The 21,837-nt window shown below is 44.4% G+C and carries 19 protein-coding genes; 8 read left to right on the top strand and 11 right to left on the bottom strand.

Translation table 11 applies throughout. The features are described 5' to 3' along the window. Positions 1–26: 26 nt before the first annotated feature. The 3 genes from ACFQ21_RS27585 (at position 27) to ACFQ21_RS27595 (ending at position 4,647) form a co-directional block, all read left to right on the top strand. Positions 27–1,469 carry a tetratricopeptide repeat protein gene (locus ACFQ21_RS27585; protein ID WP_377585329.1) on the top strand — a complete coding sequence of 481 codons (1,443 nt, stop codon included), beginning with the start codon at positions 27–29 and terminating at the stop codon, positions 1,467–1,469. Between the two features lie 274 nt (positions 1,470–1,743). After that, a complete protein-coding gene (locus ACFQ21_RS27590; RefSeq protein WP_377585332.1) occupies positions 1,744–4,146 on the top strand; it encodes an ABC transporter permease in 2,403 nt (800 codons plus the stop codon). Positions 4,147–4,278: 132 nt separating this feature from the next. Further along, positions 4,279–4,647 carry a nuclear transport factor 2 family protein gene (locus tag ACFQ21_RS27595; protein ID WP_377585334.1) on the top strand — a complete coding sequence of 123 codons (369 nt, stop codon included), beginning with the start codon at positions 4,279–4,281 and terminating at the stop codon, positions 4,645–4,647. A gap of 52 nt (positions 4,648–4,699) precedes the next feature. Here the strand turns inward: ACFQ21_RS27595 and ACFQ21_RS27600 are convergent, their stop codons facing one another. The 5 genes from ACFQ21_RS27600 to trhO form a co-directional block, all read right to left on the bottom strand. Further along, positions 4,700–7,387 (bottom strand): CHAT domain-containing protein, encoded by a 2,688-nt coding sequence (locus tag ACFQ21_RS27600; protein ID WP_377585336.1) that lies wholly within the window; start codon positions 7,385–7,387, stop codon positions 4,700–4,702. Positions 7,388–7,390: 3 nt separating this feature from the next. Continuing rightward, complete coding sequence (locus ACFQ21_RS27605) at positions 7,391–8,323, bottom strand: hypothetical protein (RefSeq protein ID WP_377585338.1); 933 nt, start codon at positions 8,321–8,323, stop codon at positions 7,391–7,393. Between the two features lie 115 nt (positions 8,324–8,438). Further along, the gene (locus tag ACFQ21_RS27610) at positions 8,439–9,419 is read right to left on the bottom strand and encodes a M23 family metallopeptidase (protein WP_377585341.1); all 981 of its coding nucleotides are present in this window, start codon (positions 9,417–9,419) and stop codon (positions 8,439–8,441) included. Between the two features lie 24 nt (positions 9,420–9,443). Further along, positions 9,444–9,986, bottom strand: a complete 543-nt coding sequence (mog, locus tag ACFQ21_RS27615) for a molybdopterin adenylyltransferase (RefSeq protein WP_377585344.1) — start codon at positions 9,984–9,986, stop codon at positions 9,444–9,446. A gap of 101 nt (positions 9,987–10,087) precedes the next feature. Next, positions 10,088–11,119, bottom strand: a complete 1,032-nt coding sequence (gene trhO / locus ACFQ21_RS27620) for an oxygen-dependent tRNA uridine(34) hydroxylase TrhO (RefSeq protein ID WP_377585346.1) — start codon at positions 11,117–11,119, stop codon at positions 10,088–10,090. 222 nt (positions 11,120–11,341) lie between these two features. Between trhO and ACFQ21_RS27625 the strand changes: the two genes are divergently transcribed. Together ACFQ21_RS27625 and ACFQ21_RS27630 are read left to right on the top strand one after the other, a co-directional pair. Beyond that, positions 11,342–11,488 carry a hypothetical protein gene (locus ACFQ21_RS27625; RefSeq protein ID WP_377585349.1) on the top strand — a complete coding sequence of 49 codons (147 nt, stop codon included), beginning with the start codon at positions 11,342–11,344 and terminating at the stop codon, positions 11,486–11,488. After that, positions 11,436–11,786 carry a helix-turn-helix transcriptional regulator gene (locus tag ACFQ21_RS27630; protein ID WP_377585351.1) on the top strand — a complete coding sequence of 117 codons (351 nt, stop codon included), beginning with the start codon at positions 11,436–11,438 and terminating at the stop codon, positions 11,784–11,786. The genes ACFQ21_RS27625 and ACFQ21_RS27630 overlap by 53 nt, the downstream gene beginning before the upstream one ends. Before the next feature lie 125 nt (positions 11,787–11,911). Here the strand turns inward: ACFQ21_RS27630 and ACFQ21_RS27635 are convergent, their stop codons facing one another. From ACFQ21_RS27635 to ACFQ21_RS27645, 3 genes are read right to left on the bottom strand one after another with little or no spacing between them, the layout of a single operon-like run. After that, entirely contained in the window at positions 11,912–12,586 is a 675-nt protein-coding gene (locus ACFQ21_RS27635) for a hypothetical protein (RefSeq protein ID WP_377585353.1), read from the bottom strand. Then, positions 12,586–13,593 carry an amidohydrolase family protein gene (locus ACFQ21_RS27640; RefSeq protein WP_377585355.1) on the bottom strand — a complete coding sequence of 336 codons (1,008 nt, stop codon included), beginning with the start codon at positions 13,591–13,593 and terminating at the stop codon, positions 12,586–12,588. The genes ACFQ21_RS27635 and ACFQ21_RS27640 overlap by 1 nt, the downstream gene beginning before the upstream one ends. 33 nt (positions 13,594–13,626) lie before the next feature. Next, positions 13,627–14,481: an outer membrane beta-barrel protein gene (locus ACFQ21_RS27645; protein ID WP_377585358.1), complete on the bottom strand. Its 855-nt coding sequence runs from the start codon at positions 14,479–14,481 to the stop codon at positions 13,627–13,629. 154 nt (positions 14,482–14,635) lie between these two features. On the opposite strand from ACFQ21_RS27645, the gene ACFQ21_RS27650 reads away from it, so the two are divergent. Continuing rightward, entirely contained in the window at positions 14,636–16,597 is a 1,962-nt protein-coding gene (locus ACFQ21_RS27650; RefSeq protein ID WP_377585360.1) for an LTA synthase family protein, read from the top strand. Between the two features lie 57 nt (positions 16,598–16,654). Further along, complete coding sequence (locus ACFQ21_RS27655) at positions 16,655–17,116, top strand: hypothetical protein (RefSeq protein ID WP_377585363.1); 462 nt, start codon at positions 16,655–16,657, stop codon at positions 17,114–17,116. Between the two features lie 54 nt (positions 17,117–17,170). Here ACFQ21_RS27655 and ACFQ21_RS27660 read toward each other — a convergent pair whose 3' ends face one another. Then, positions 17,171–18,826 (bottom strand): ArnT family glycosyltransferase, encoded by a 1,656-nt coding sequence (locus ACFQ21_RS27660; RefSeq protein WP_377585366.1) that lies wholly within the window; start codon positions 18,824–18,826, stop codon positions 17,171–17,173. Positions 18,827–19,009: 183 nt separating this feature from the next. Between ACFQ21_RS27660 and ACFQ21_RS27665 the strand changes: the two genes are divergently transcribed. Next, on the top strand, positions 19,010–19,741 hold the full coding sequence (locus ACFQ21_RS27665) for an SDR family oxidoreductase (RefSeq protein ID WP_377585369.1): 732 nt from the start codon (positions 19,010–19,012) through the stop codon (positions 19,739–19,741). 29 nt (positions 19,742–19,770) lie between these two features. Here ACFQ21_RS27665 and ACFQ21_RS27670 read toward each other — a convergent pair whose 3' ends face one another. Beyond that, on the bottom strand, positions 19,771–20,478 hold the full coding sequence (locus tag ACFQ21_RS27670; protein ID WP_377585372.1) for a YebC/PmpR family DNA-binding transcriptional regulator: 708 nt from the start codon (positions 20,476–20,478) through the stop codon (positions 19,771–19,773). Between the two features lie 114 nt (positions 20,479–20,592). Continuing rightward, the gene (locus ACFQ21_RS27675; protein ID WP_377585375.1) at positions 20,593–21,771 is read right to left on the bottom strand and encodes a glycosyltransferase family 2 protein; all 1,179 of its coding nucleotides are present in this window, start codon (positions 21,769–21,771) and stop codon (positions 20,593–20,595) included. Positions 21,772–21,837 lie beyond the last annotated feature (66 nt).

Raw genomic sequence — 21,837 nt, forward strand, 5'->3', positions numbered from 1 at the left:
CGGCCTGTTTGTTGGTATGTGCCCTAATGAAGAATCTGATTTCGTTTCTTTTTGTCAGTTTAATTGCGAGTTCGCTTGTAGCAGGCCAACAACACAGGATTGACTCGCTTTTAAAAGTTCTGCCGAAGGTAGAAAACGAGCAACGTGTTGACCTGCTGAATGAACTTGCCTTCCAGTATTCGCTTATATCGGCTAGCGATGCCGAACGATTTGTCAGTGAAGCTTCTTCCGCTGCACAAGCTTCTTCTTATAAAAAAGGTTTAGCGGAATCATTAAAGATCCAGGGTATACTTCACTATGTGCGGAATGAATACTCCGTAGCCGTTGAATATTGTTATCAGGCACTCAAGCTATACGAAGAACTTAACGACATGTCGGGCAAAGCCAAGGTGCTGAATAATCTCTCCATGATTTTCACCCGGCAAAACCAGTTTGATAAAGCACGGGATTTTTCATTGGAGTCTCTTAAGCTAAAACGTTCTATAGGCGATAGCCTGGGCGTTGTAAACTCGCTGTTATCCCTTGCTGAGTATTATCGCAATACCCGCGATTTTACCAAGGCGCTTGACTATTGCAACGAAGCGCTCGATCGTTTAAAAATATTAAAGAACACCTGGGCCACCGGCAATGCATATTCATCCATAGCCGATATATATGCCGACCAGGAGGAGTATAGCAAAGCATCGTTATACTATAAAGATGCAATCCGCTATGCGCGACTCTCCAACGATCACATGCAGGTTGTTGCGGCCAACAACAAACTTGGTCAACTATTCTTGAACTCAGAACAATTTGATTCTGCCTATTATTACCTGCACACTGCTATAGCACTGGCGCGCCAGAAAAGCAGCAGGAGCCAGGAGATGGAAGGACTCAAATTCCTGAGTGTTTACTTTGAACGTATGGGACAGCTTGATTCTGCGCTATACTTTACCAGACAAGTGTCTGCACTGGAACGTGTTATATTCGAGAATGAAAGACGTGAGCAGATTGCTACCATTCAAATGCTGTACGACTATCAGCAGAAAGAACAGGAGCTGGGCTTCCAGCGAAAGATCGTCAAGCGACAATATATAGCAATAGGAGGTGTATCGCTGATCCTGGTGCTATCGGTTCTTCTTGGATTCAAATTCTATGGACTCAATAAGACGAATCATCTTGCTAAAGAGGCGCTCATGAAGCTGAACATCGAGATCAACAAGATGAATGAGAACCTGGAGATGAAAGTTAAAGAACGTACTGAAGAGATTGCACTGCAAAACCAGAAGCTTGTTGAATATGCATTCTTTACCGCGCATGAAGTACGCGGACCGTTAGCCCGCATCCTCGGCCTGGTAGAACTTGCCCGCATCAAAGAACTGAGTGACGATCGCGAAGAGATACTCGAACGCCTGCAGGAAGCAGCACAGGAGTTGGATGAGATCATCCGGATCATCAACCGGAAATTAGAGAGCAGCCGCTCGAAGTAGCATTCCGCTACGCTACAAAAATGTTCGCTAACGAACATACTTTGTACGAATATAGCCCGTTCATCATTTATATATGTGCACTCCGTTGATGGAAACCTTGTTTTCATACTTTGGCATTTCGATCGTATAAGTATAGTACTCGTAAGCCGTGTTGGCAGTTTGTTGTAACAATATTGAAGGTGCGCGATAGGAAGTGAAGCTGCTGCTGCCAAAATAATAATAAGGCTTGTAACCATTTCGATTTAGCACAGTATCGTTTTAAATACTTCCTCCCATGATCAAGAATTACATGACTTCCGTGTGGCGCTATATTTCCCGGAATAAGGCGTTCACCACCATTAATATACTGGGGCTGGCCATCGGTATGATGGCATGTATGCTCATTACTCAGTATGTTATGCACGAGTTCAGTTATGATAACTTCCTCGCCAACAATAACAGGATCTTTCGCGTGCAGCTTGATCGGTACGATCGGGGTGAGCTCTCAACACAATGGGCTTCGGGTTGTGCCGGTATAGGGCCTGACTTGAAAGCCGATTTTCCGGAAGTGGAGTACTATACCCGTCTTACCCAGCGCAATGTCGTGTTCTCGTATGGTGATGTATTCTTCAAGGAAGAAAATTCATACTTCGCATCGGAAGATTTCTTCAAGGTATTTTCCATCAGGCTTATTGAAGGTATAGATTCGGCTGTGCTGAAGGAGCCTTTCAAAGTAGTGGTGTCTCAAACCATGGCGAAGAAATATTTTGGCAACGAGAATCCCATTGGTAAATTTCTAAAGAACAATGGCAAAACTGATTACGAAGTAACCGGTGTATTCGAAGATCTGCCCGCTAACTCGCACATGAAGATTGATGTGCTGATGTCATTTGCTTCACTCCATAAATTATGGAACGACCCGATCACATCCTGGCAATGGGATGGTTTTCTAACCTATATATTGCTGGATGAGCACACCAATGCGAAAGACTTTGAAGCAAAATTACCAGCTTATGTGCAGAAGCGTGCAGGCGAAGAACTGAAGCGTTATAATGCCGGTATGGAGTTTCATTTACAGCCGGTAACGGATATACATCTCGATTCTGATTATATAGGCGAGTTCAAGCGAAACGGAAACCGACAGGCTTCTTACTTCCTCGCTATCGTGGCCGTGCTGATTTTATTTATAGCGTGGATCAATTATATAAATCTGTCTACCGCGAAATCCATTGAGCGTGCTCGCGAGGTAGGCGTGCGTAAAGTAATGGGAGGCTTCCGCTCACAGTTGGTGCAGCAGTTCCTGCTGGAAGCTGTTTTACTAAACGCAGTGGCCGTTATCATTGCTATAGCGCTGGTTGTACTATTAACACCGGCATTCAGCGAAATGACAGGACGTGAGCTGGGCTATATATTGTTCAAGCAAAGAATGTTCTGGCTATGGATAGGACTTCTTATTGCAGGCGGAGCATTGTTGTCTGGACTATATCCGGCATTTGTACTATCTGCTTACAGACCAGTGGAAGTACTGAAAGGCCGCTTCAAGAATACGAACAAAGGTATATTTTTCAGAAAGGGCATGGTGGTAACGCAGTTCATAGCTTCCATTACCTTGATCGTGGGTACATTTACAGTATACCGCCAGATCAGTCACATGCGCGACCAGGCACTCGGTGTAGACATTCAGCAAACGCTGGTGATACACTCCCCGAATGTTGTCGACTCCACATACGAACAGAAATTCCAGGTGTTCAAGAATAAGATCGTGCAATACTCGGAAGTAAGCGGAATGACTGCATCTACTGAAGTACCCGGCCGACAACCCGGATGGAATGCAGGTGGTATACGGAGATTAAGTCAGCGGGAAGATGAAGCAAAGCAATACCGCATCATTCTGTTCGATCACGACTATACCAAGTTCTATGGTGTAGATGTAGCAGCCGGACGTACGTTCTCAGCCGATGTAGCCGATGAAGAGCATTCTGTACTTCTGAATGAATCCGCTTCGCGTAGTTTAGGATTTCAAAAACCGGAAGACGCATTGAACGATCAGATATTCTTCTGGGGCGATACGTTCAAGATCGTAGGTGTAGTAAAAGACTATCACCAGGAATCATTGAAGAAAGCATACGATCCGATGGTGCTGCGCTATGGCAAAGCTCCCGGTGGATTTTATTCAATCAAGTTCAATACTACAAATGTAAAATCATCGCTGGCTAATTTTGAAGACGATTGGAAGCAGCTTTTCCCGGGCAATCCATTTATATACTTCTTCCTCAATGATCACTATAACCAGCAATATGAAGCTGACCAGCAGTTTGGTAAAGTGTTCGGTATATTTTCAGCGCTGGCCATATTTATAGCGTGTCTCGGTTTATTCGGACTATCATCGCTCACGGCTATACAACGCACCAAAGAGATTGGCGTACGCAAGGTATTGGGCGCATCGGTGCCCAGCATACTAACGCTGATCAGCAAAGACTATATTTTACTGCTGGGCATTGCCATTGTCATAGCCACACCGTTGGCGTGGTGGGTAATGGATACGTGGCTGCAGGACTTTGCGTATCGCATTCAATTGGACTGGCTCATCTTTGCACTGCCGAGCCTGGTGGTAATTGCTATAGCGCTCTTTACGGTAAGCATTCATACCCTGCGGGCTGCACGGGTAAATCCTGCCAAGTCGCTGCGATATGAGTAGATTTACAACGGTAGGGGTATCGTCTATCGGTGTATTCGGGGCTTAATATGGCTATCAAGACAGCTTACGGCAATTTTGTTGGCGTACTGGTGTGCCGTATAGAAATTCAGGGTAACAAATTAACCCTGTCGTATGACCATTTCGCAAAACATCGATTTTCGTGAACTTTTGCAATATGTCTACAATTCATTTAATGCCCGCGACATAGATGCAGCGTTAGAGGTTATCCATCCGCACGCAGACTGGGCCAATGCACTCGAGGGCGGCCTCGTGCAGGGGCATACTGGTATTCGGGATTACTGGTCACGCCAGTGGAGCTATATGGATCCACATGTAAAGCCGGTATATTTTGAAGAAGATGACGAAGGGCGCTTTGTTGTGGAAGCCAACCAGATTATCCGCGATCTGAAAGGAAATATAGTTTCGATCAAGAATGTTCAGCATATTTTTCAGATCGAAGAAGGGTTGATCCGGAATATGCGCATCAAGCCTTTGCTATAATTCTTTTCGTAAACATCTATACCCATCGCTATAGATGTTCGTATGATTGTCTTTAAAATCCGATGAGGATAAACGGAGCCCAGTAATAGGGAGCTGCATACTTTTCATTCTTCACCAGCTCCAGCTTTGCTTTGCGCAGACTGGTACAGAATGTAGTATTCTGTTCTTCGAGCAGCTTACGGTAAAAATTCTTCATCAGCTCGGATGTTGACTCATCGGCTACACTCCAGAAGGAGACGATGATGTTTTGCGCACCGGCATATACCAGCGCACGCGATAACCCAATGACACCTTCACCTTTTGATATCTTGCCTAATCCCGTCTGGCATGCAGAAAGTGTAACCAGGTTTGCGTTCAGATCCAGGTTATAGATTTCGCCTGCAAACAGGTTTCCGTCTTCAGAGCCTATATCAGATTGTAAGAATATTCTTGATAGTGCAGGATTACTCTCATCTACCACGCCATGTGTGGCCAGATGTATATAGGTATAGTCCTTTACCTTCCCGGATTTCACCAGCTTCTCGTCAGCCTGATCTTTAATATATAGTCCGTTGGTATAATTTTGAGATGCGAAAAGTCTGGCGATCTCATTTACTTCCGATTCCGTACCCGGTAATTCCGGAAGTCCATCTTTCTCCGGGAATGTTACCGGGGCACATAGCAGTATGGATGGCGTATCGGCAGTCCGTTGTGCGCCTCCTTTCTGAAGTATAAGCCCTGCCGAAAATTCATAGCGTACGGTATAGCGATTGATGAGGTAAGGCAATGCATTATAGCTATCCGTTTCATTGACAGCGTTTGTAAACAAGGCCTCAAAAGGTATAATGCTTAGTCGCCCGGTTGGTAACACCAGCAGATTCTGCACTCCAGACGGCAGGTGTTGGGGAAGGAGCAATGCCGATAGTTTCGCTGCCGATTTAATAAATACCTTTTGGTCATTGAAGAATATACCATTGCGCATGCCGGTTATATACTTGCCGAACTCTGCCGGTAAAGTGTGGTCGATGATGCTATATTTCTTTTGGGTGATCTGGAATATATATAGCCGGTTGTTCTTTTCGTCTATGAAATAACTCAACAATGCTGTGTGTGCATCCAGTTTACTTTGCAATTGCTGAATGGATGGAGAACTGGTGTTGAACTTCAGGTTGAAGTATTCCGGAAATTGATTCTCCAACCGCTTGGTGAATGCTTCATAGCTGCGATTCAGACTGAACGATGTTTCCCGCAGATACTTCTCTTCATCAGCCGCAGGTTTTTGTGCGAGCTTTTGTGCGCACAGGGCGATAGCGGTCTTCAGGTTTTTCTCTTCGTCCAGCAAATCTGTGGGTATACCGGCAAACGATTTGGCATTGGCATCGGATATAGCTTCAAGCAACACAGCTGATTTACTTTTCTCTGCGAAGTAAAAAGCAAGTTCAAAATAAGTTTTCTTTTTCAGGGCAACATTGCCGGCTTCATGCGCAATGCGTACGCCATCGGTATATACTTCATTGGCTATAACCCCCAGCAGAATCTTGTCGCTCTCATTGGTGATTAGCTGGCGCAGCTTATCGATCAATGTATCGCATACCTGCAGTGTTTGTAACGCGAGCGAAAGGTTGGTGAACTTCAGTGTCCGCCCATAGTACTGAGATTCCAGTGCCTGCGCTTTACCCAGTAATGAGTATAGCAGCACGTTACCATCGTAGAAGTTTTTCAGCCGCGGTTGTGTGGTGATATCAGTCGCTTCGTAATCATTTATATTCGCCTGTAATGCCTGCTGATAGTAGTTCAGCGCCTTCTCAAATTCATTCCGCGGTATATGTATACTTGCTACAGCATTTAATACCCGTGCGATCTCCGGATGTTTCTTTCCGTAGCTCTCCTGGTACATACTCAGCGCACGCATGTAGAATGCCTCTGCTGCTTTGGCATCACCAATCTTCAGATAGGTTTCTCCCAGGTTAAAAAGTACAAACGCTTTGGATGGATGGGCTGTGGTATATACCTGTTCCCATATCTTAAGCGCAGATTCAAAGTTGTTCACCGCGTCACCATATAGCTCGAGCTTGCGGTATACAAACCCTATATTAGTATTGGCGATGGCAATTTTAGGATGTTGCTTGCCATGGACTTTTTGATAGATGGCCAGTGCCTTTTCATAATACTCCAGTGCTTTGTCAGGATCGGTGGCGGTAAACGTAAGACCGAGGTCGTTGTAAGATGCTGCGATCAGTTCGTGATTTTCCTTCAACTGCTTTTGTCGCAGCGACAGCGCCATGTTCAGTTGCTCTTCAGCCTGGGTATATTTACCGGTGGCACAATACAGGTTTCCGAGATAGGCGAGGGCTTGCGCGGCTTCGAGTGTTTCTGCTTTGTTACTTTCATCAAACAAGTGTGTTGCTTTCTGCAAGGCATCTTCGGCAACATCATTTCGTCCCTGGTTCATGTAAAGTAAACCATAGGTTGTTTGTGTTATAGCCTGTTGAAATCCCGGTGTAGACGGAGTGTATATACCCGTAAGTATTTTTTCAGCCTGGTCCAGTTTACCGAGACGAATCAGCGCTTCTGCCTTTTTATTTTGCAGCAAGGCCACGGTATGGCTGTCGGAAGTTTTCTGCAGAGCAAGATCAATCTGCTGCAGGGCTTTGTCGTACTCTGCGTTGAGTAAATACTGATCTACCAGCGTAATGCTCTGTGCCTGCGTATAGCACGACAACAGGAGCGGAAAGGAAAGAAGTAACAGGAACCTGCGCATATATCAGAAACGGTGGTAGTAACTTATAGAAGAGACCAGTTCGCGTGTGAGTCCATCCGGATTTACATCGCGATTGGTAATTTTATGACCTACCAGGAGTTTTACACCCGATTGTACATTGAAGTTATAACCGGTGGTAAAGATGCCGGACAATGCAAGGCCATGGGCTTTATCTTGTTTGAACCGATTTCCATTTGCATCGGCAATTTCATCTTTGTTGATGCGATATATAGGCAAGAGCCCAAATGAAAAATTGATCCTTGAAAACCGAAAGTTACGCTCGACACGGAACATGATATCGGTGCCACGCTTCAGCTCTTTTGCCCGCGCATAGTCATGTATATAACCCATGTCTTCAGAACTACCTTCCCACGCTGACCACAGGAACTGGTTGTTGTTCTTGTTGAACGGGTGTTGTATACCGGTAGCGAACAACCACTTTTTACTGATAAGGGATATACCGGTAATAAAATCGTACGTACCCAGACTGGTCTGGTAGTACATCGGTAATGGATATCCATCCACATCTTTATCGGATCGGTTGGTTGGTATTTTGCCCCCGACTGATAAATTGATGTCGTAGTTTTCGGTAGTATATATATTGCGCGTAATGCACAGCGATATATCGCCAAGCCCGGAAGTGTTGGCCAGTGAACCGGATACAGCCTGGTAGGGCAGCTTTACCTGGAAAGATGTTTTACGATTGAGACTGAAGTTCAGGTCGGCCGTTGCAACGTACACAATAGGCGTAAGCGTAGTGGTGCCCCGGTAAAAACTGATCTCCATGGAGCGTAAGCGAAGTTCAATTTTCTTGTTGAAGGGCTGATCGGGTTTCATGGCCCCCATAGTACAGAAGCCGGCATCGCTGCATCCCTGGGAGATGGCGTTGGTGCAGGCGATCAATACCAACAAACAGGCAGGTAGAAGTCTGGGCATCGCAGGTATATATTCTAAAGTAAAGGTACTTTAAAAAACAAAATCCCCGAAGAGTGGTCTCCGGGGAAGTGTAAAGTCTATTGTTACAGTGTCAGAATGAATGTTTCTTGAATGATTACATACCGAGTGACTGGTTCTCGATCGAAGCAAGCTCCAGTACTTTTTCGTATTCAGCCGCTGTGAGGTCGTTGTAAAAATAGTGCACCGGGTCTACCTGGCTGCCGTTGATCAGCACTTCATAGTGCAGGTGAGGAGCCGTTGACAGTCCGGTGTTACCCACATAACCGATAAGGTCACCACGTTTCACGTTCTGGCCGGAGCGAACAGCAAACTCATGCATGTGCGCATAGCGTGTACGATAACCGAAGCCGTGATCAACTTCTACCATCTTTCCATAGCCACTGAATTTCACACTTACTTCAGCGATCGTTCCATCAGCAGTTGCATATATAGGGGTTCCGATAGAAGCAGCGAAGTCAATACCGGTGTGCATTTTCTTAACCTTGTAGATCGGGTGCGTGCGCCATCCGAAACCGGAAGCGAGTGCATGAAGTTGTTTGTTGGATACCGGTTGAATAGCCGGGATGGCAGCATAGAGTTTCTCTTTCTTTTCAGCCAGCTTTACGACTTCATCCTGCGATTTAGATTCGATATATAGTTTTCTGCGAAGCAGGTCTACCTTTTCATTCAGGCCAACCACCATGTCTTCATGATCGATGTTTTTATCGCGGATGTCTTCGTAACGATCGGTACCACCGGCACCGGCATTGCGTATAGCCTTATCGATAGGTTCAGCGCCCAGAACCACACGGTAAATGTTATCATCACGATGTTCTACATCACCGAGTATCTCATTCAGGTTCTTTACGTCCTGGGTAAGCTTGTCGTAGTAGAATTCAAGTTCTTTGATCTCATTTTTAAGGATGAGTTCCTTGGGGGATTCGAAGTAGTTGGTGTAGAGAATGAGGAGACCAACAGCCATCGCTACCGTTAACGAAAGAATGCCGAGGGCATTCATTACAACATCACTTGTTTTAGTTTTTACCCGCTCGTATTTACAGGTTTCGGTGTCGTAGTAATACTTGATCCTGGCCATAGTAAGTTAAAGTAAATCTGTAAATTAAGTACTTTTCGGACGAAAGATCTTAACGACCTCTTCGTTACATTCGATAAACGGTCCTTCCAGCAGATCAATGCAATACGGTATCGCTGGAAAAACAGCATCCAGGCACTGCCGGATTGCTTTTGGTTTCCCCGGTAAATTTACTATTAAGGTCTGGTTTCTGATACCAGCAGTCTGGCGCGAAAGGATTGCCGTGGGTACGTATGTAAGACTTTCAGCACGCATCAACTCTCCAAAGCCAGGCATCATTTTCTCGCATACCGCTTCCGTGGCCTCCGGAGTGACGTCCCGCTTTGCCGGGCCCGTTCCACCTGATGTAATGATCAGGCAACATTTACGGTTATCGGCCATATCAATCATTGTTTTTTCGATGAGATGTTGCTCGTCCGGAATTACCGCGTACTCTTTTTCCCACGGACTCTTCAAGTATTCATTCAGTGTTTCTACAATCGCCTTGCCCGGTATATCTTCATATATACCCTGACTGGCACGATCTGAAACATTTATAATACCGATGCGAATTGGTTTAACGTGGTCCAAGAAGTCAACAATTTTAGAGTTCAGCATTAAATGTACAAAAACCACCCCAACGGTAAAATCTCGTGAGGTGGTTTATAAAGATTACGCTTTGTGCGTTGTAACTATGATTCGTGGCTGCGGATGTGTTCTGATCTTCCTTTCTTGAAGACCTGCCTTCCTTTATTTATACCTTTTCGCAGCTCGCGTTGCTGTTCTTCCGGGAGCTCTAATATATCCTTGCAGGCGTCTGAGCAGCAGTTGTTATACTTCTCTGCACACTCTGTACATTGAATGAATAACAGGTGGCAGCCATCATTTTTGCAGTTGGTGTGATCGTCACAAGGTTTACCACATTGGTGACACACGGCTATAATATCTTCGGTGATCCGTTCACCCAGGCGTTCATCAAACACAAAGTTCTTACCAATGAACTTGTTTTCTATGCCCTGATCTTTTACTTCCTGAGCGTACTTGATTATACCTCCGTTCAGTTGAAAGACATTTTTAAAACCGATGTGTTTCATCCAGGCACTTGCTTTCTCACAACGTATACCACCCGTGCAGTACATCAGCAGGTTCTTGTCTTTCTGATCGCGCATCAGGTCTTCTGCTACCTGGAGCTCTTCACGGAACGTATCTACATCCGGACATATAGCACCTTTGAAATGTCCTACTTCGCTCTCGTAGTGATTGCGCATATCGATGATGATCGTGTTCGGATCTTCTGCGAGCTTGTTAAAGGTCGCAGCATCTACGTGCGTACCGCTGTCGGTTACATCGAATGAACTATCGTCAAGTCCATCGGCAACGATCTTTTTACGCACCAGTATTTTTAGTTTGAAGAACGATTTTCCGTTATCGTCTACAGCAATGTTCAGTCGAACATTATTCAGCCAGTCAACGCTATATAATCTGGTCTTGAATGTGTTGAAATTATGTTCGGGTACACTGATCTGCGCGTTAACGCCCTCGGTAGCTATGTAAATTCTCCCCAGAACTCCCAGTGCATCAAACTCGCGGTAGAGCTGATCGCGGAATTCCTGTGGATTGGTAATGTGATGATACTTGTAAAAGGAAATGGTTACCCTTTTTTCGAGGGTGGAGCGCATCTTCTCCTTGAGAAGACGGCCGTCAACGCGATTGTATAATGCCATGGATTAATTGCAGGTTAATCGTTGGTGCTTCCGAAAAAGCGTGGCAAAAATACAAAGAATTACAATGAGTCAAACTTTGATTTTTAAGTTTCTATATATGTAAACTTTGTACTCCTTTGCGGAGTAGTTTTTTAACGTTGATGGTCAGATTTAGTATTCTGCTGCTAAGAGCAGCCTTTCATTTTTGGGAACAACAAGATGAACATGTGAGAGCGAAAATACGTGGAGGGATTGAGCGCTCACGCGCATAACTTAAATATCAAATTCTTTAAGAAACTGAAAGATGATATTTGGGAATTTAGAACAGAGTATCGCGGTGTTCAATATAGATTACTCGCGTTCTGGGATATATACTTTAGAGGAAACTAAAGATAAACTAATAGGCAAGCGTGGTACAGCCAAGCGTGAAGAATATGAACTTGATTTGAGCATGGATGTCCTATCTGATACGATTAAACGACTTCGTATGGAACGTGATATGACACAAACAGAATTAGGTCAATTGATAGGAGTACAAAAAGCACAGATATCACGACTAGAGAATAGTCCTCAGAATATGACGTTAGGAACAGCGCTTAAACTATTTACAGCACTTCATGCTGAAGTGAAATTCATTGTAAGGCCGGAACGCAAGGTATCCAGAAATCAACAGACTGCTCGACTATAAAAATCTCTTGCACTAAGAAGAAGACACAGGGTTTCGCGGAGGCTTTCCTTCGAAGCATTGTGTCTTCTTCGTGGCCATTGTGCCATAGGATTTTAAACCACGATTAACTATTAACAGATAACGATTCATCTGTTCGCAGTCTTCGGCTGAAGCTTGCCGCGGATCAGTAAATTATACTCCTCGCATGTAAGTATACCTTGCTCGTTGCAATACGGACACGTTTTATACTCGTTGCCGAAAGCACCCCGGTGTATAATAACATGATCGCCCTTGCATGCCGGACAAACAACTTTACCGGCCGGGCCACAGTCAATATCATAATCCATGGACAGTACTTCCTGTACCTTTTCAGCCTGTGTTGATTTCTCTTTCAGATATTCCGTTTCGGCACGTTGCTTCCAGAGTATAGCATCCTGCGAATACTGACCGTTGGTTCCCTTCAGTTGTATATATTTGTTAAGCCAATCTATACTTTGCTTATACTGCTCCATGTAAAACGAGTTCTTGCCAAAGTAATAAGTAAGATCAGAAGGTACGCTCTTCACTGAGCTAAGAACATGGCGGAATATTTTATCCGCACGTTTGTAATCACCATTGTCCATATAGTAAACGCCAGAGTCAAGCTCGCGCATCAGGGCGGCTTTCTTTGCCTGTTCCTGCTGACGTACATATTCATCAGCCTTTTCTTTGTCCTGGGCGTGAAGTGTATGTATACTGCCGATCATGCAGCATACCATCATCATGATACATCCAATAGTCTTTGTAAATCTTCCTTCACCGGGGTAATACTGTATACTCATTATTCGAATCGTTCCTTTTCTAAATTAAGCCACGCCAAAGCAGCGTTGTGAAATATATCTTCTTTTATACTTGTACTCAAATCCATCGCTTCAATAAATGCCCCGATCTTCAGATCACCCAGCGGAAAGGGATAGTCGCTACCCAGTGTAACACGTTTTGATCCCTGCAACTTCAAAACATACTCCAGCATAAACGGATCGTGCGTAACACTATCCACCCAGAATTTGCCGAGGTAATCCTTCGGTGCCACAGCATTGTCAACCGCTACGAGGTCTGGTCTGCACTCAAACCCGTGCTGCAGTCTCCCGATCGTTGGTAAGAACGATCCGCCCGCATGCGCAAAGTTAACCCGAAGCGCAGGGAGTCTCTCAAATATACCGCCAAAAATCATGGAGCTGATCGCACGCGCTGTTTCGGCCGGCATCCCTACAAGCCACGGAAGCCAGTAACGCTGCATACTTTTTTCACCCATCATGTTCCAGGGATGAACCAAAACCGCCATTCCTAACGTTTCGCAAGCTTCAAAGATCGGAAAGAACTGTGACTCGTTCAGGTTCAGGTCGTTAATATTTGAACCGATCTGCACGCCCTGCAAACCCAATTGCTTACAACGCTCCAATTCACGAATCGCGAGCGCGGTGTCCTGCATAGGGATGGTTGCAAGGCCCAAATAGTTTTTCGGATGCTGATCAATTAGTGAAGCAATGTGATCGTTCAGGAATTGTGAAATAGCCAGGCAGTCAACCGGCTTGGCCCAATACGAAAACATAACCGGGATCGTACACACCACCTGCACTTGCGTATGATATTGATTGTACTCTTCGATGCGTAGCACAGCGTTCCAGGCATTTTCTCCGATTTCACGAAAGAACTGGTTGCCACGCATCATGTTGGCAAAACCTTTCCGATGATGCTGCAGGTAAATAAAATCTCCGTAGCCGAACTTGCTGGTCCAATCCGGGAGTCGTTCGGGTATAATATGTGTATGAGAATCTATCTTCAGCATAGGTGGCTTGTGAACAAAGATAGAATCAATTTTTTATCCGCGAGGCCGGCTTCGCGATTTGTGCGAAGGATACGATGAACGTTTTTTCGGAGAGTGTTTCTCTTTCTTCAACTCAATGTAACGCGAGACACTTACGTTAATGAGTGCAAACATATCCCTTCGCTTTCCGGATATATCGTATAGGGTCTGGTAAGCGTTAACACGCTGCATGTATTCATCGGTGCGCGGATCAAAGATTCCGTAGTTCATACGAAAGTCTAGAGACATCATCCAATCGTCTGATACTTCCCAGTCCGAACGAAATCCCAGCAAGGCAAACACCTGGTATGACTTGAAATCCTTTTTATCAGCTATAGTATATTTTGATACCGCGGGACTTATTACGCCATCGTAAACAATGGTATAGTCGGAGGGAAGTATAGGATATACCTGTGTTGGAAATGTGAGTTTGGCTTCTTCATGACTCACGGTTTCTTTACCCTTCATGAGGAATGCAAAACTTCCGCCAGCGGTAAGACTTAATTTAAAAAAAGAGAGATCAATGATGTGCAGTTTAAATGCAGCGGGAAGATTGATGTAGCTCAGATTTATCTTGCGCGTTCCCTGCTGACCGCCAACGGTATTCGTGACATAGAAATTCTGCCCTATATTTACCAGACCGGGGTTGATGAAAAATCCATATCCTTCAAAGTCCAATCCATAGTTCAGGGATACAGGAGCAAACTTGATATCATACCGATCTTTATACCGTGGGTCTTTGCTTATGCCGTTATCCCACGTATAGCTTGATGTCATCCCGGTACCAATACCTAAATAAAGTGTGCGCGTTTGTGCGTGACTGAAAAAAATAGAAAACAGTGCGAATAAAAAAATAGAAAGCCGGATCATTACAATACTTCACGGTTTAGCTACAGGCGGCAAAATAAGCAATTAATGCAGGCGCACACATGCTGGTTTAATTTTAAGCGGGGCCATGTGATAATTATGTCAAAATTGTATTAAATCGCACTCCGTTAATCTAATCCTTGTTACACGAAGGAATATGCGGAACTACTTTCAAGGCCTGAAGCTTCAGGGAAATATTTATGTAGTGTTGGTGCTCAGATTTCTGCTGGCCATGCTCTTGTATACGCTTTGCCGACTCGGCTTTTACGTTTTCAACAAAAGTTATTTCACGGATGTTACTGCAGACGATATGCTGCGCATTTTTGTGGGCGGACTTCGTTTCGATCTCTCGGCCGTACTTTACACCAACGCTTTGGTTATCCTGCTAAGTATAATACCACTGCAGGTTCGATTTCACCCGGTGTATCAGCGTATAGTCATGTGGTTGTTTTACATCTTTAACGGAATAGCCCTGGCGGCCAACGTTTCTGATTTTATATACTTCCGCTTCACCGGCAGACGCACCACGGCCGATGTATTCAAGCAATTTGAGAATGAACAGAACATGGGCAGCCTTTGGTTAAGTTTCCTGATGGACTATTGGTATGCGGTTGTATTTTGGCTTGCGCTTATAGCATTAATGGTTTGGCTATACCGGTGCATCAAACTGCAAGGCCCGATGATTAAAAACAAAATTGTATTTTATGTCGGTGGACTGGTCTTGATGGTGCCCATTATCTACCTGGTGATAGGCGGACTGCGCGGTGGCTTTGCACACAGTACGCGTCCCATTACACTCAGCAACGCGGGTGAGTATGTAAAAGACCCGAAAGCGATAAGCCTCGTGCTCAACACACCGTTTGCCTTGCTGCGCACACTCGGTAAAACCAAGATACAAAAGGCGACTTACTTTACGGATGAACAGCAACTTTCAAACGTATATACCCCCGTACATATACCGGTAGATACGGTCGCGTTCAGACCCGATAATGTGGTAGTAATTATACTTGAAAGTTTCTCGAAGGAGTTCTTCGGTGTATTCAACAAAGAAAAAGAAAATGGAATGTATAAGGGATATACACCTTTTATGGATTCGCTCACACAACACAGTCTTACGTTTCAATATTCATTTGCCAACGGACGTAAATCCATTGATGGTTTGCCTTCGGTGATCAGCAGTATACCATCGTTGGGACTTCCTTACTTCTTGTCTCCGTATTCCGGAAATAAAATAAATAGCCTTGCATCGTTGTTAAAGCCGCAAGGGTATCATACATCTTTCTTTCATGGTGCGCCCAACGGCTCCATGGGTTTTCAGGCTTTTATGAACCTGGCAGGTGTTGACCAATACTATGGCATGACGGAGTATGGTAATGACAATGATTCGGATGGCATGTGGGGAATCTGGGATGACAAGTTCTTTAACTTTTATGCCGATAAGCTGAATGAATTTCAGCAGCCGTTCATGAGCTCCATCTTCTCGGTTTCATCGCACCATCCGTTTAAAGTACCGCAGGAGTTTGAAGGTAAATTTAAAGGCGGTCCGCTGGTGATTCATAAATGCATAGAGTATACTGATTATTCGTTGAAGAAGTTCTTTGAGAAGGCTTCGAAGATGCCTTGGTATAAGAATACACTGTTTGTGATTACGGCTGATCACACCTCATCCGAGATACAGTTTGATGAATCGCGTACAGCCTGGGGGTTGTATTCGGTGCCGGTGATCTTCTTCAAGCCTGATCATAGTCTGAAAGGATACTCGGATCAATTGGTGCAGCAAATTGATATCATGCCTTCTGTGTTAGGACACTTGCATTTCAATACTCCGTACGTAGCGTTTGGCCGTGATATATTTCGCGATGATTCCGTGCCGGCTGTGTTCAACTATAAAGACAACGCTTACCAGCTTTTGGAAGGTGATTACGTAATCCAGTTTGATGGAACCAAAACACTGGCGCTCTATAATTTTAAAACTGATAAGATGCTAACGCAGGATGTTAAAGATACACAGCCCGAAGTAAAGAGCAGGATGGAAGAAAAGATCAAGGCTATCGTTCAGCAATATAATAACCGTCTTGTGGAAGACCGGTTTACGGTGAAGGATATAAGTGCCCGGTAGTTAGCAGCAATTTTGAAGTATATTTCTTAACATGCTATAAATAAACAACCCTCTATAATGAATGCTGAAAAAATAACCTCAAGCCGGTATTATCCTGAAGAAAAACTCATTGTAACGCATATCTCCGGTGATGTTGATAAAACAGATATTGAAACGTGGGAGCAATCTCTGCACGATGCCCTCGCAAAAGTAAACAGCAACGACTCGTTCAAGATTTTCATCAACCTCTATGGTTTTAAAGCGATCGATATAGATGCGCATAAGCGATTCCGGACCATTGTACCACTTACGTTAGCGCAATACGGCTGGAAAGTGGGCTACCTCGATATGTTTGAAGAGGATGCGAAATCAATACAGTATACCAACACCCGGGGAATAAAATGTGTAGGCGCTGTGCACGTTCATCAGGACAAGTCGAAGATAGACGTATACGAAAGTAAATATAGCCGTGAAAACGAGCACTTCTATACCGATCCTGGCCAGGCTGAGCAGTGGATCAGAAGTCTTCGCGTGATGTGATATATACTTTTACGATAATGATAGGGCATTCACTATGGATACCCTATCATAACACTATCGACTGATCGCCAATACATAAAAATGCTTAAGCTGCGATGCCCGACTGTCCGGATCCAGAAAACTTCCTTTCGGCTTTGACACACGGTAATTATATACTTGCCTGGTGATGGTGTAGGGGATATGGCATCGGTCAAGTTCGGCTTTGCCATTTACGCCTGTGCAGATCCATACGGGTTGCCTGATGGTTGAGAGTTTTTGGGCTGATATATCGGCTATTAATGACGCAGAATAAAAATCGAGGCTATTGCTGTGTTCATAATCCTGTAAATAATATAATTTGTTTCGGTCGATGGGCAATTGAAGTATATCTTCAGCCAGCGTTTTACCAGCCTGATGCGTTAGCAATTGCGGATAAAAATGAAAGCTGAGTAACGTATTGCAAAACAGTGCCGTGCAAATGGAAAGCATAACTACACGTTGTTGCAAGGTTGCTTCCTGCTGAAAATGAAAATATAGTATGCCGGGTAACAGCAGCAGGGGAATAACCAGGAAATTCTGCAACGGGAAGACCCAAAGCGTCAGAGCAATCATGCCAATCAAAAGTAACCCTGCCTGAATAATCTGCGTGATGAAAAAATCACGCTGCGGCCGTCTTCGTAATGTACTGGTAAGGTAGCCTGCCAGTAATATTGAAAACAATGGCAACAGTATATTCAGGTAATGCGGCAATTTGAAATTGGACGCTGATATAATTATAAAGATGATGGTGATAGTACCAAATGTGATGAACTCGCGCTGTGAACTATAGCGGAATCTCTTGCGTATAAATTTCTTGAGTCGCTTCCAGTATGCGGCAATGGTAAGCAGACTCCACGGTATAAAAGCCCAGAGAAATGTATGCAGAAAGAAGAACGGATCGCCCTGTGCAACAGCTCCGAATTTTTCACCCTCGAGTCGTTCAATGTTTTGTGACCACAGTATAAATCGAACTCCGGATATAGCCGCGTGACCGCGTACAAACTTTTCAGGATGAAGGTCAAATTGCAAATAGTAACAGTATAGCACCGGGCCGATCAGCATCAATACAAATACCGGTAACAACATCCATTTCCAATGATATAGAATTGTCCAATTACGTTCATATAGTATATGCGTGGCAACGGCAATGCCGGGCATCACGACTCCGATCATGCCTTTGGTAGAGAATCCACAGGCGAGCCCTATACTTGCCAGCATCAGATTTTTCCAGCGGAGTGTTTTTGTAAAAGCAATCAGTTGCCAGATGGAGAATATAACAGACGATGTTAAAATCGCATCCATGCGAACATCGTGGTTAGCGAGTATAAATGAAAATGAGGTGGCGAGTATAAATGCTGCCAGTCTGCCGGTCTCTTTGGAGTATAATAATTTACCGAGCCTATAGGTAGCATAGATGCCCAGTATACTGAAGAGGAGCGAAGGGAATTTATAGGCAAAGGAGTTCACACCAAAGATGTGATAAGACAATGCAGCTAACCAGAAATGCAGATGAGGCTTGTCGAGATAGTCGCGCCCCTGATCGATGAGCGAAACATAATCGCCCGTACAAAACATGTGTAACGCGATGTTAGCATGATGAGCCGCATCGTTATCCATAAGAGGGATAAATAATCCGCGGAGATATACGACACCTAACAACGCACCGGCTAACCGATAGAAATTCTTCGACATTCTTTTCAAATAAGGATGCGTTAAAAATAGTGTTCAGGTATTAATCAAGTATTGTTAAAATGTGAAGTCATTGAACCCATGTTTATACAGGATATTTAGTATGTTTGGAATATCTTGTTGCAGCGATGACAGCAAGGTATACGGAATCGTTTTCATCGCGAAAGACCTAATCAAACTACAAAAGTGTCATACGTTTTAATCTTGGGAGCTACCAGCGATGTAGCCGTTGCCTGTGCGCATGAGTTTGCCGCAAAAGGATATAATCTTTACCTGGCTGGACGCGATATTGATACACTCAATGTCATGGCAGGCGATGCCGCGATCCGTCACCGCATAGAAGCAAAAGCATTGAAGTTCGATGCGCTGCAATCGGAAGCACACCAATCGTTCTATGATTCATTGAGTCCGAAACCCGATGTTACAATTTGTGTATTCGGTTTGCTGGGCGATCAGCAACGTTCGGAGCAGGACTGGGCTGCGAGTGAAAAAGTTATTCATTCCAATTATACCGGTGCTGTCTCTATCCTCAATGCCGTTGCCAACAACTACGAGGCAAACAAAAACGGTGTGATCGTTGGGGTAAGTTCAGTAGCCGGTGAACGAGGCCGCCAGAGTAACTATATATATGGCAGTGCTAAAGCAGGATTCACGGCTTATCTCTCCGGACTCCGAAACAGACTTACCAAAAGTAATGTTCACGTGGTAACAGTAAAGCCGGGTTTCATCAACACGCGTATGACAGAAGGTTTAAAGTTGCCGAAACCACTCACAGCAGAACCCGGGCATTTAAGTAAAGCAATCTTTAAGGCTGTTAAAAAAAAGAAAGATGTGATATATGTACTTCCGGTATGGAGACTGATCATGTTAATCATTCGTAGCATACCGGAAGGTATATTCAAGAAACTGAAACTATAGCGAAGTTCCTATAGTTTGGTTAAACAACGTTAAGCAAGGTTATGATAGACGGCTTGAACGTCATCATCACCTTCCAATACTTCTACCAGTTTTAATACTTCATCCTGCTGCTCTTCGCTCAGTTCTTTGGTAGTGTTGGGTATATATTGAAGCTCAGAACTTTTCGGTTCAAGGTTTTTGGATTCGAGGAACTTCAGCATGTGACCGAACTCCGTGAACTTGGTATAGATTACAATTTCCTCATCGTTGCGTTCTATATCTTCTGCACCGGCATCGATCAGGTCGAGCTCGAGGTCATCCAGGTTTAGCTTGGCTGGTTCGAATTTAAAAACACCTTTGCGTTCGAACAGGAAAGCAACGGAGCCGGAGTTACCCATGCTGCCATTGTTTTTCGAGAAATGGAGACGTACGTTGGCTACCGTGCGTGTAGGGTTATCGGTAGCACATTCTACCATCAGCGGTACACCGTGTGGTGCATAGCCTTCGTAAGTAACTTCCTGAAAATCTTTTTCTTCTTTCGAAGAGGCACGTTTGATGGCGGCTTCCACTTTGTCCTTCGGCATGTTAACACCTTTGGCATTCTGAATGGCCAGACGGAGCTTCGGATTGTTTTCCGGACTAGGACCACCGTTCTTTACGGCAATGGCTATATCTTTTCCTATTCGGGTAAAGGCTTTGGCCATCCGGTCAAAGCGCGCAAACATCTTGTGCTTTCGTTTTTCAAATATGCGGCCCATGGGGTTGTGCTTTTTATAAGGTTGGCAAAATTATACCAGATCAGGAATTAGTCAAATCCGATAGCGGCATAATCATGCCTTAAATAGAAAAATATATAGATAACAGCCTGTTTTCTAGGCAGTAGCACGTTTCGCTTTTTCCCACACCACCGACTGCTTGCCCCGCAGGTAACGGTTCAGTCCGAAGTATACCGACAGGTTCATCACAGCGAAATAGTACGGCACGAAGAAGCCTTTGATGCCGATCTTCTTATCGCGGAGCAGGTATCCAAGAAAGGCAAGTCCATAGAACAACACCTGCAATACCATGGTCAGTTGATAAAAGGGAACGCCATAAAATGCAAGCCATGCATTCGCTATAAAGATGATGGGTAAGAAAAGCGGAGCGAGCGTCCAGCGCATAACACGATGTGAGATATACTGAAAGCTCAGAATGCCATAGCGAAACGGATTAAGAAGATAGGAGAGTTTGGCCATGGCCTGAAAACCTCCGGCCGATATACGCACCTTTCTTTTCCATTCTTCTTTTACGGAAGCAGACGCGGTTTCCATCGCGAAGGCATCGGGTTCATACGCAAAGCGATATCCTTTAGCCGTTATGCGCATGGAGAGATAGAAGTCTTCGATGATCATATTCTCGGCAGGCTCTTCGAACAGCTCGGTGCGTACTGAAAATAATTCACCAGCTGCACCAACAATAGAATATACCTCGGCATCTTTCTTCTTCAGGAACGATTCATATTTCCAGTAAAGTCCTTCGCCTGATCCGGACGCATTGTCCTTATCTTTACTTAAAATTCTTTTCTCACCGGCAACTCCTCCGATAGTCGGATCCTGATAATGTCTCACAATATATTTGATAGCCTCGCGGTTGAGATCGGTGTTCGCATCGCAGAAGATAACGATAGGAGTTTTAACAGATTTCATCACCCTGTTAACGGCATGTATTTTACCTTTTCGTTCGAACGAGTGAAATAATTGAATGGCGGGATATTCTTTTACAATTTCCGGAGTCTGATCGGTAGATCCATCCGTCACAAAAAAAATCTCCAGTTTATTTTCCGGATAGTCCAGTTCGAGCGTATTCTCAATTTTTTTCCTGATGATATCGGCTTCATTATAGGCCGCTATGAGCAGCGTTACATTGGGTAATTGTTCGTCTGGCGCGGAACTTAAAACGTTTGTTCTTTCCCTGAGCTTTGATAAAATGTAAATAATTATGCCATATCCTACATAAGTATACCCAACAACCAATATACCGACCCAAAAGATTACCGAAATGATACCAACCATTGTTTTTAATCAATTAAACCACGAAACTAAGAGTTACAATTAAAATTCAGAGAGGATAGAGATATT

Source organism: Ohtaekwangia kribbensis (assembly GCF_042676245.1).
In the GTDB taxonomy this organism is placed as follows: domain Bacteria; phylum Bacteroidota; class Bacteroidia; order Cytophagales; family Cyclobacteriaceae; genus Ohtaekwangia; species Ohtaekwangia kribbensis.

What these genes read in the sequence shown, in the direction of transcription:
- ACFQ21_RS27585 (WP_377585329.1), top strand. Translation starts at nt 27, where the DNA reads ATGAAGAATCTGATTTCGTTTCTTTTTGTCAGTTTAATTGCGAGTTCG.
- ACFQ21_RS27590 (WP_377585332.1), top strand. Translation starts at nt 1,744, where the DNA reads ATGATCAAGAATTACATGACTTCCGTGTGGCGCTATATTTCCCGGAAT.
- ACFQ21_RS27595 (WP_377585334.1), top strand. Translation starts at nt 4,279, where the DNA reads ATGACCATTTCGCAAAACATCGATTTTCGTGAACTTTTGCAATATGTC.
- ACFQ21_RS27600 (WP_377585336.1), bottom strand. Translation starts at nt 7,387, where the DNA reads ATGCGCAGGTTCCTGTTACTTCTTTCCTTTCCGCTCCTGTTGTCGTGC.
- ACFQ21_RS27605 (WP_377585338.1), bottom strand. Translation starts at nt 8,323, where the DNA reads ATGCCCAGACTTCTACCTGCCTGTTTGTTGGTATTGATCGCCTGCACC.
- ACFQ21_RS27610 (WP_377585341.1), bottom strand. Translation starts at nt 9,419, where the DNA reads ATGGCCAGGATCAAGTATTACTACGACACCGAAACCTGTAAATACGAG.
- trhO (WP_377585346.1), bottom strand. Translation starts at nt 11,119, where the DNA reads ATGGCATTATACAATCGCGTTGACGGCCGTCTTCTCAAGGAGAAGATG.
- ACFQ21_RS27635 (WP_377585353.1), bottom strand. Translation starts at nt 12,586, where the DNA reads ATGAGTATACAGTATTACCCCGGTGAAGGAAGATTTACAAAGACTATT.
- ACFQ21_RS27640 (WP_377585355.1), bottom strand. Translation starts at nt 13,593, where the DNA reads ATGCTGAAGATAGATTCTCATACACATATTATACCCGAACGACTCCCG.
- ACFQ21_RS27645 (WP_377585358.1), bottom strand. Translation starts at nt 14,481, where the DNA reads ATGATCCGGCTTTCTATTTTTTTATTCGCACTGTTTTCTATTTTTTTC.
- ACFQ21_RS27650 (WP_377585360.1), top strand. Translation starts at nt 14,636, where the DNA reads ATGCGGAACTACTTTCAAGGCCTGAAGCTTCAGGGAAATATTTATGTA.
- ACFQ21_RS27655 (WP_377585363.1), top strand. Translation starts at nt 16,655, where the DNA reads ATGAATGCTGAAAAAATAACCTCAAGCCGGTATTATCCTGAAGAAAAA.
- ACFQ21_RS27660 (WP_377585366.1), bottom strand. Translation starts at nt 18,826, where the DNA reads ATGTCGAAGAATTTCTATCGGTTAGCCGGTGCGTTGTTAGGTGTCGTA.
- ACFQ21_RS27670 (WP_377585372.1), bottom strand. Translation starts at nt 20,478, where the DNA reads ATGGGCCGCATATTTGAAAAACGAAAGCACAAGATGTTTGCGCGCTTT.
- ACFQ21_RS27675 (WP_377585375.1), bottom strand. Translation starts at nt 21,771, where the DNA reads ATGGTTGGTATCATTTCGGTAATCTTTTGGGTCGGTATATTGGTTGTT.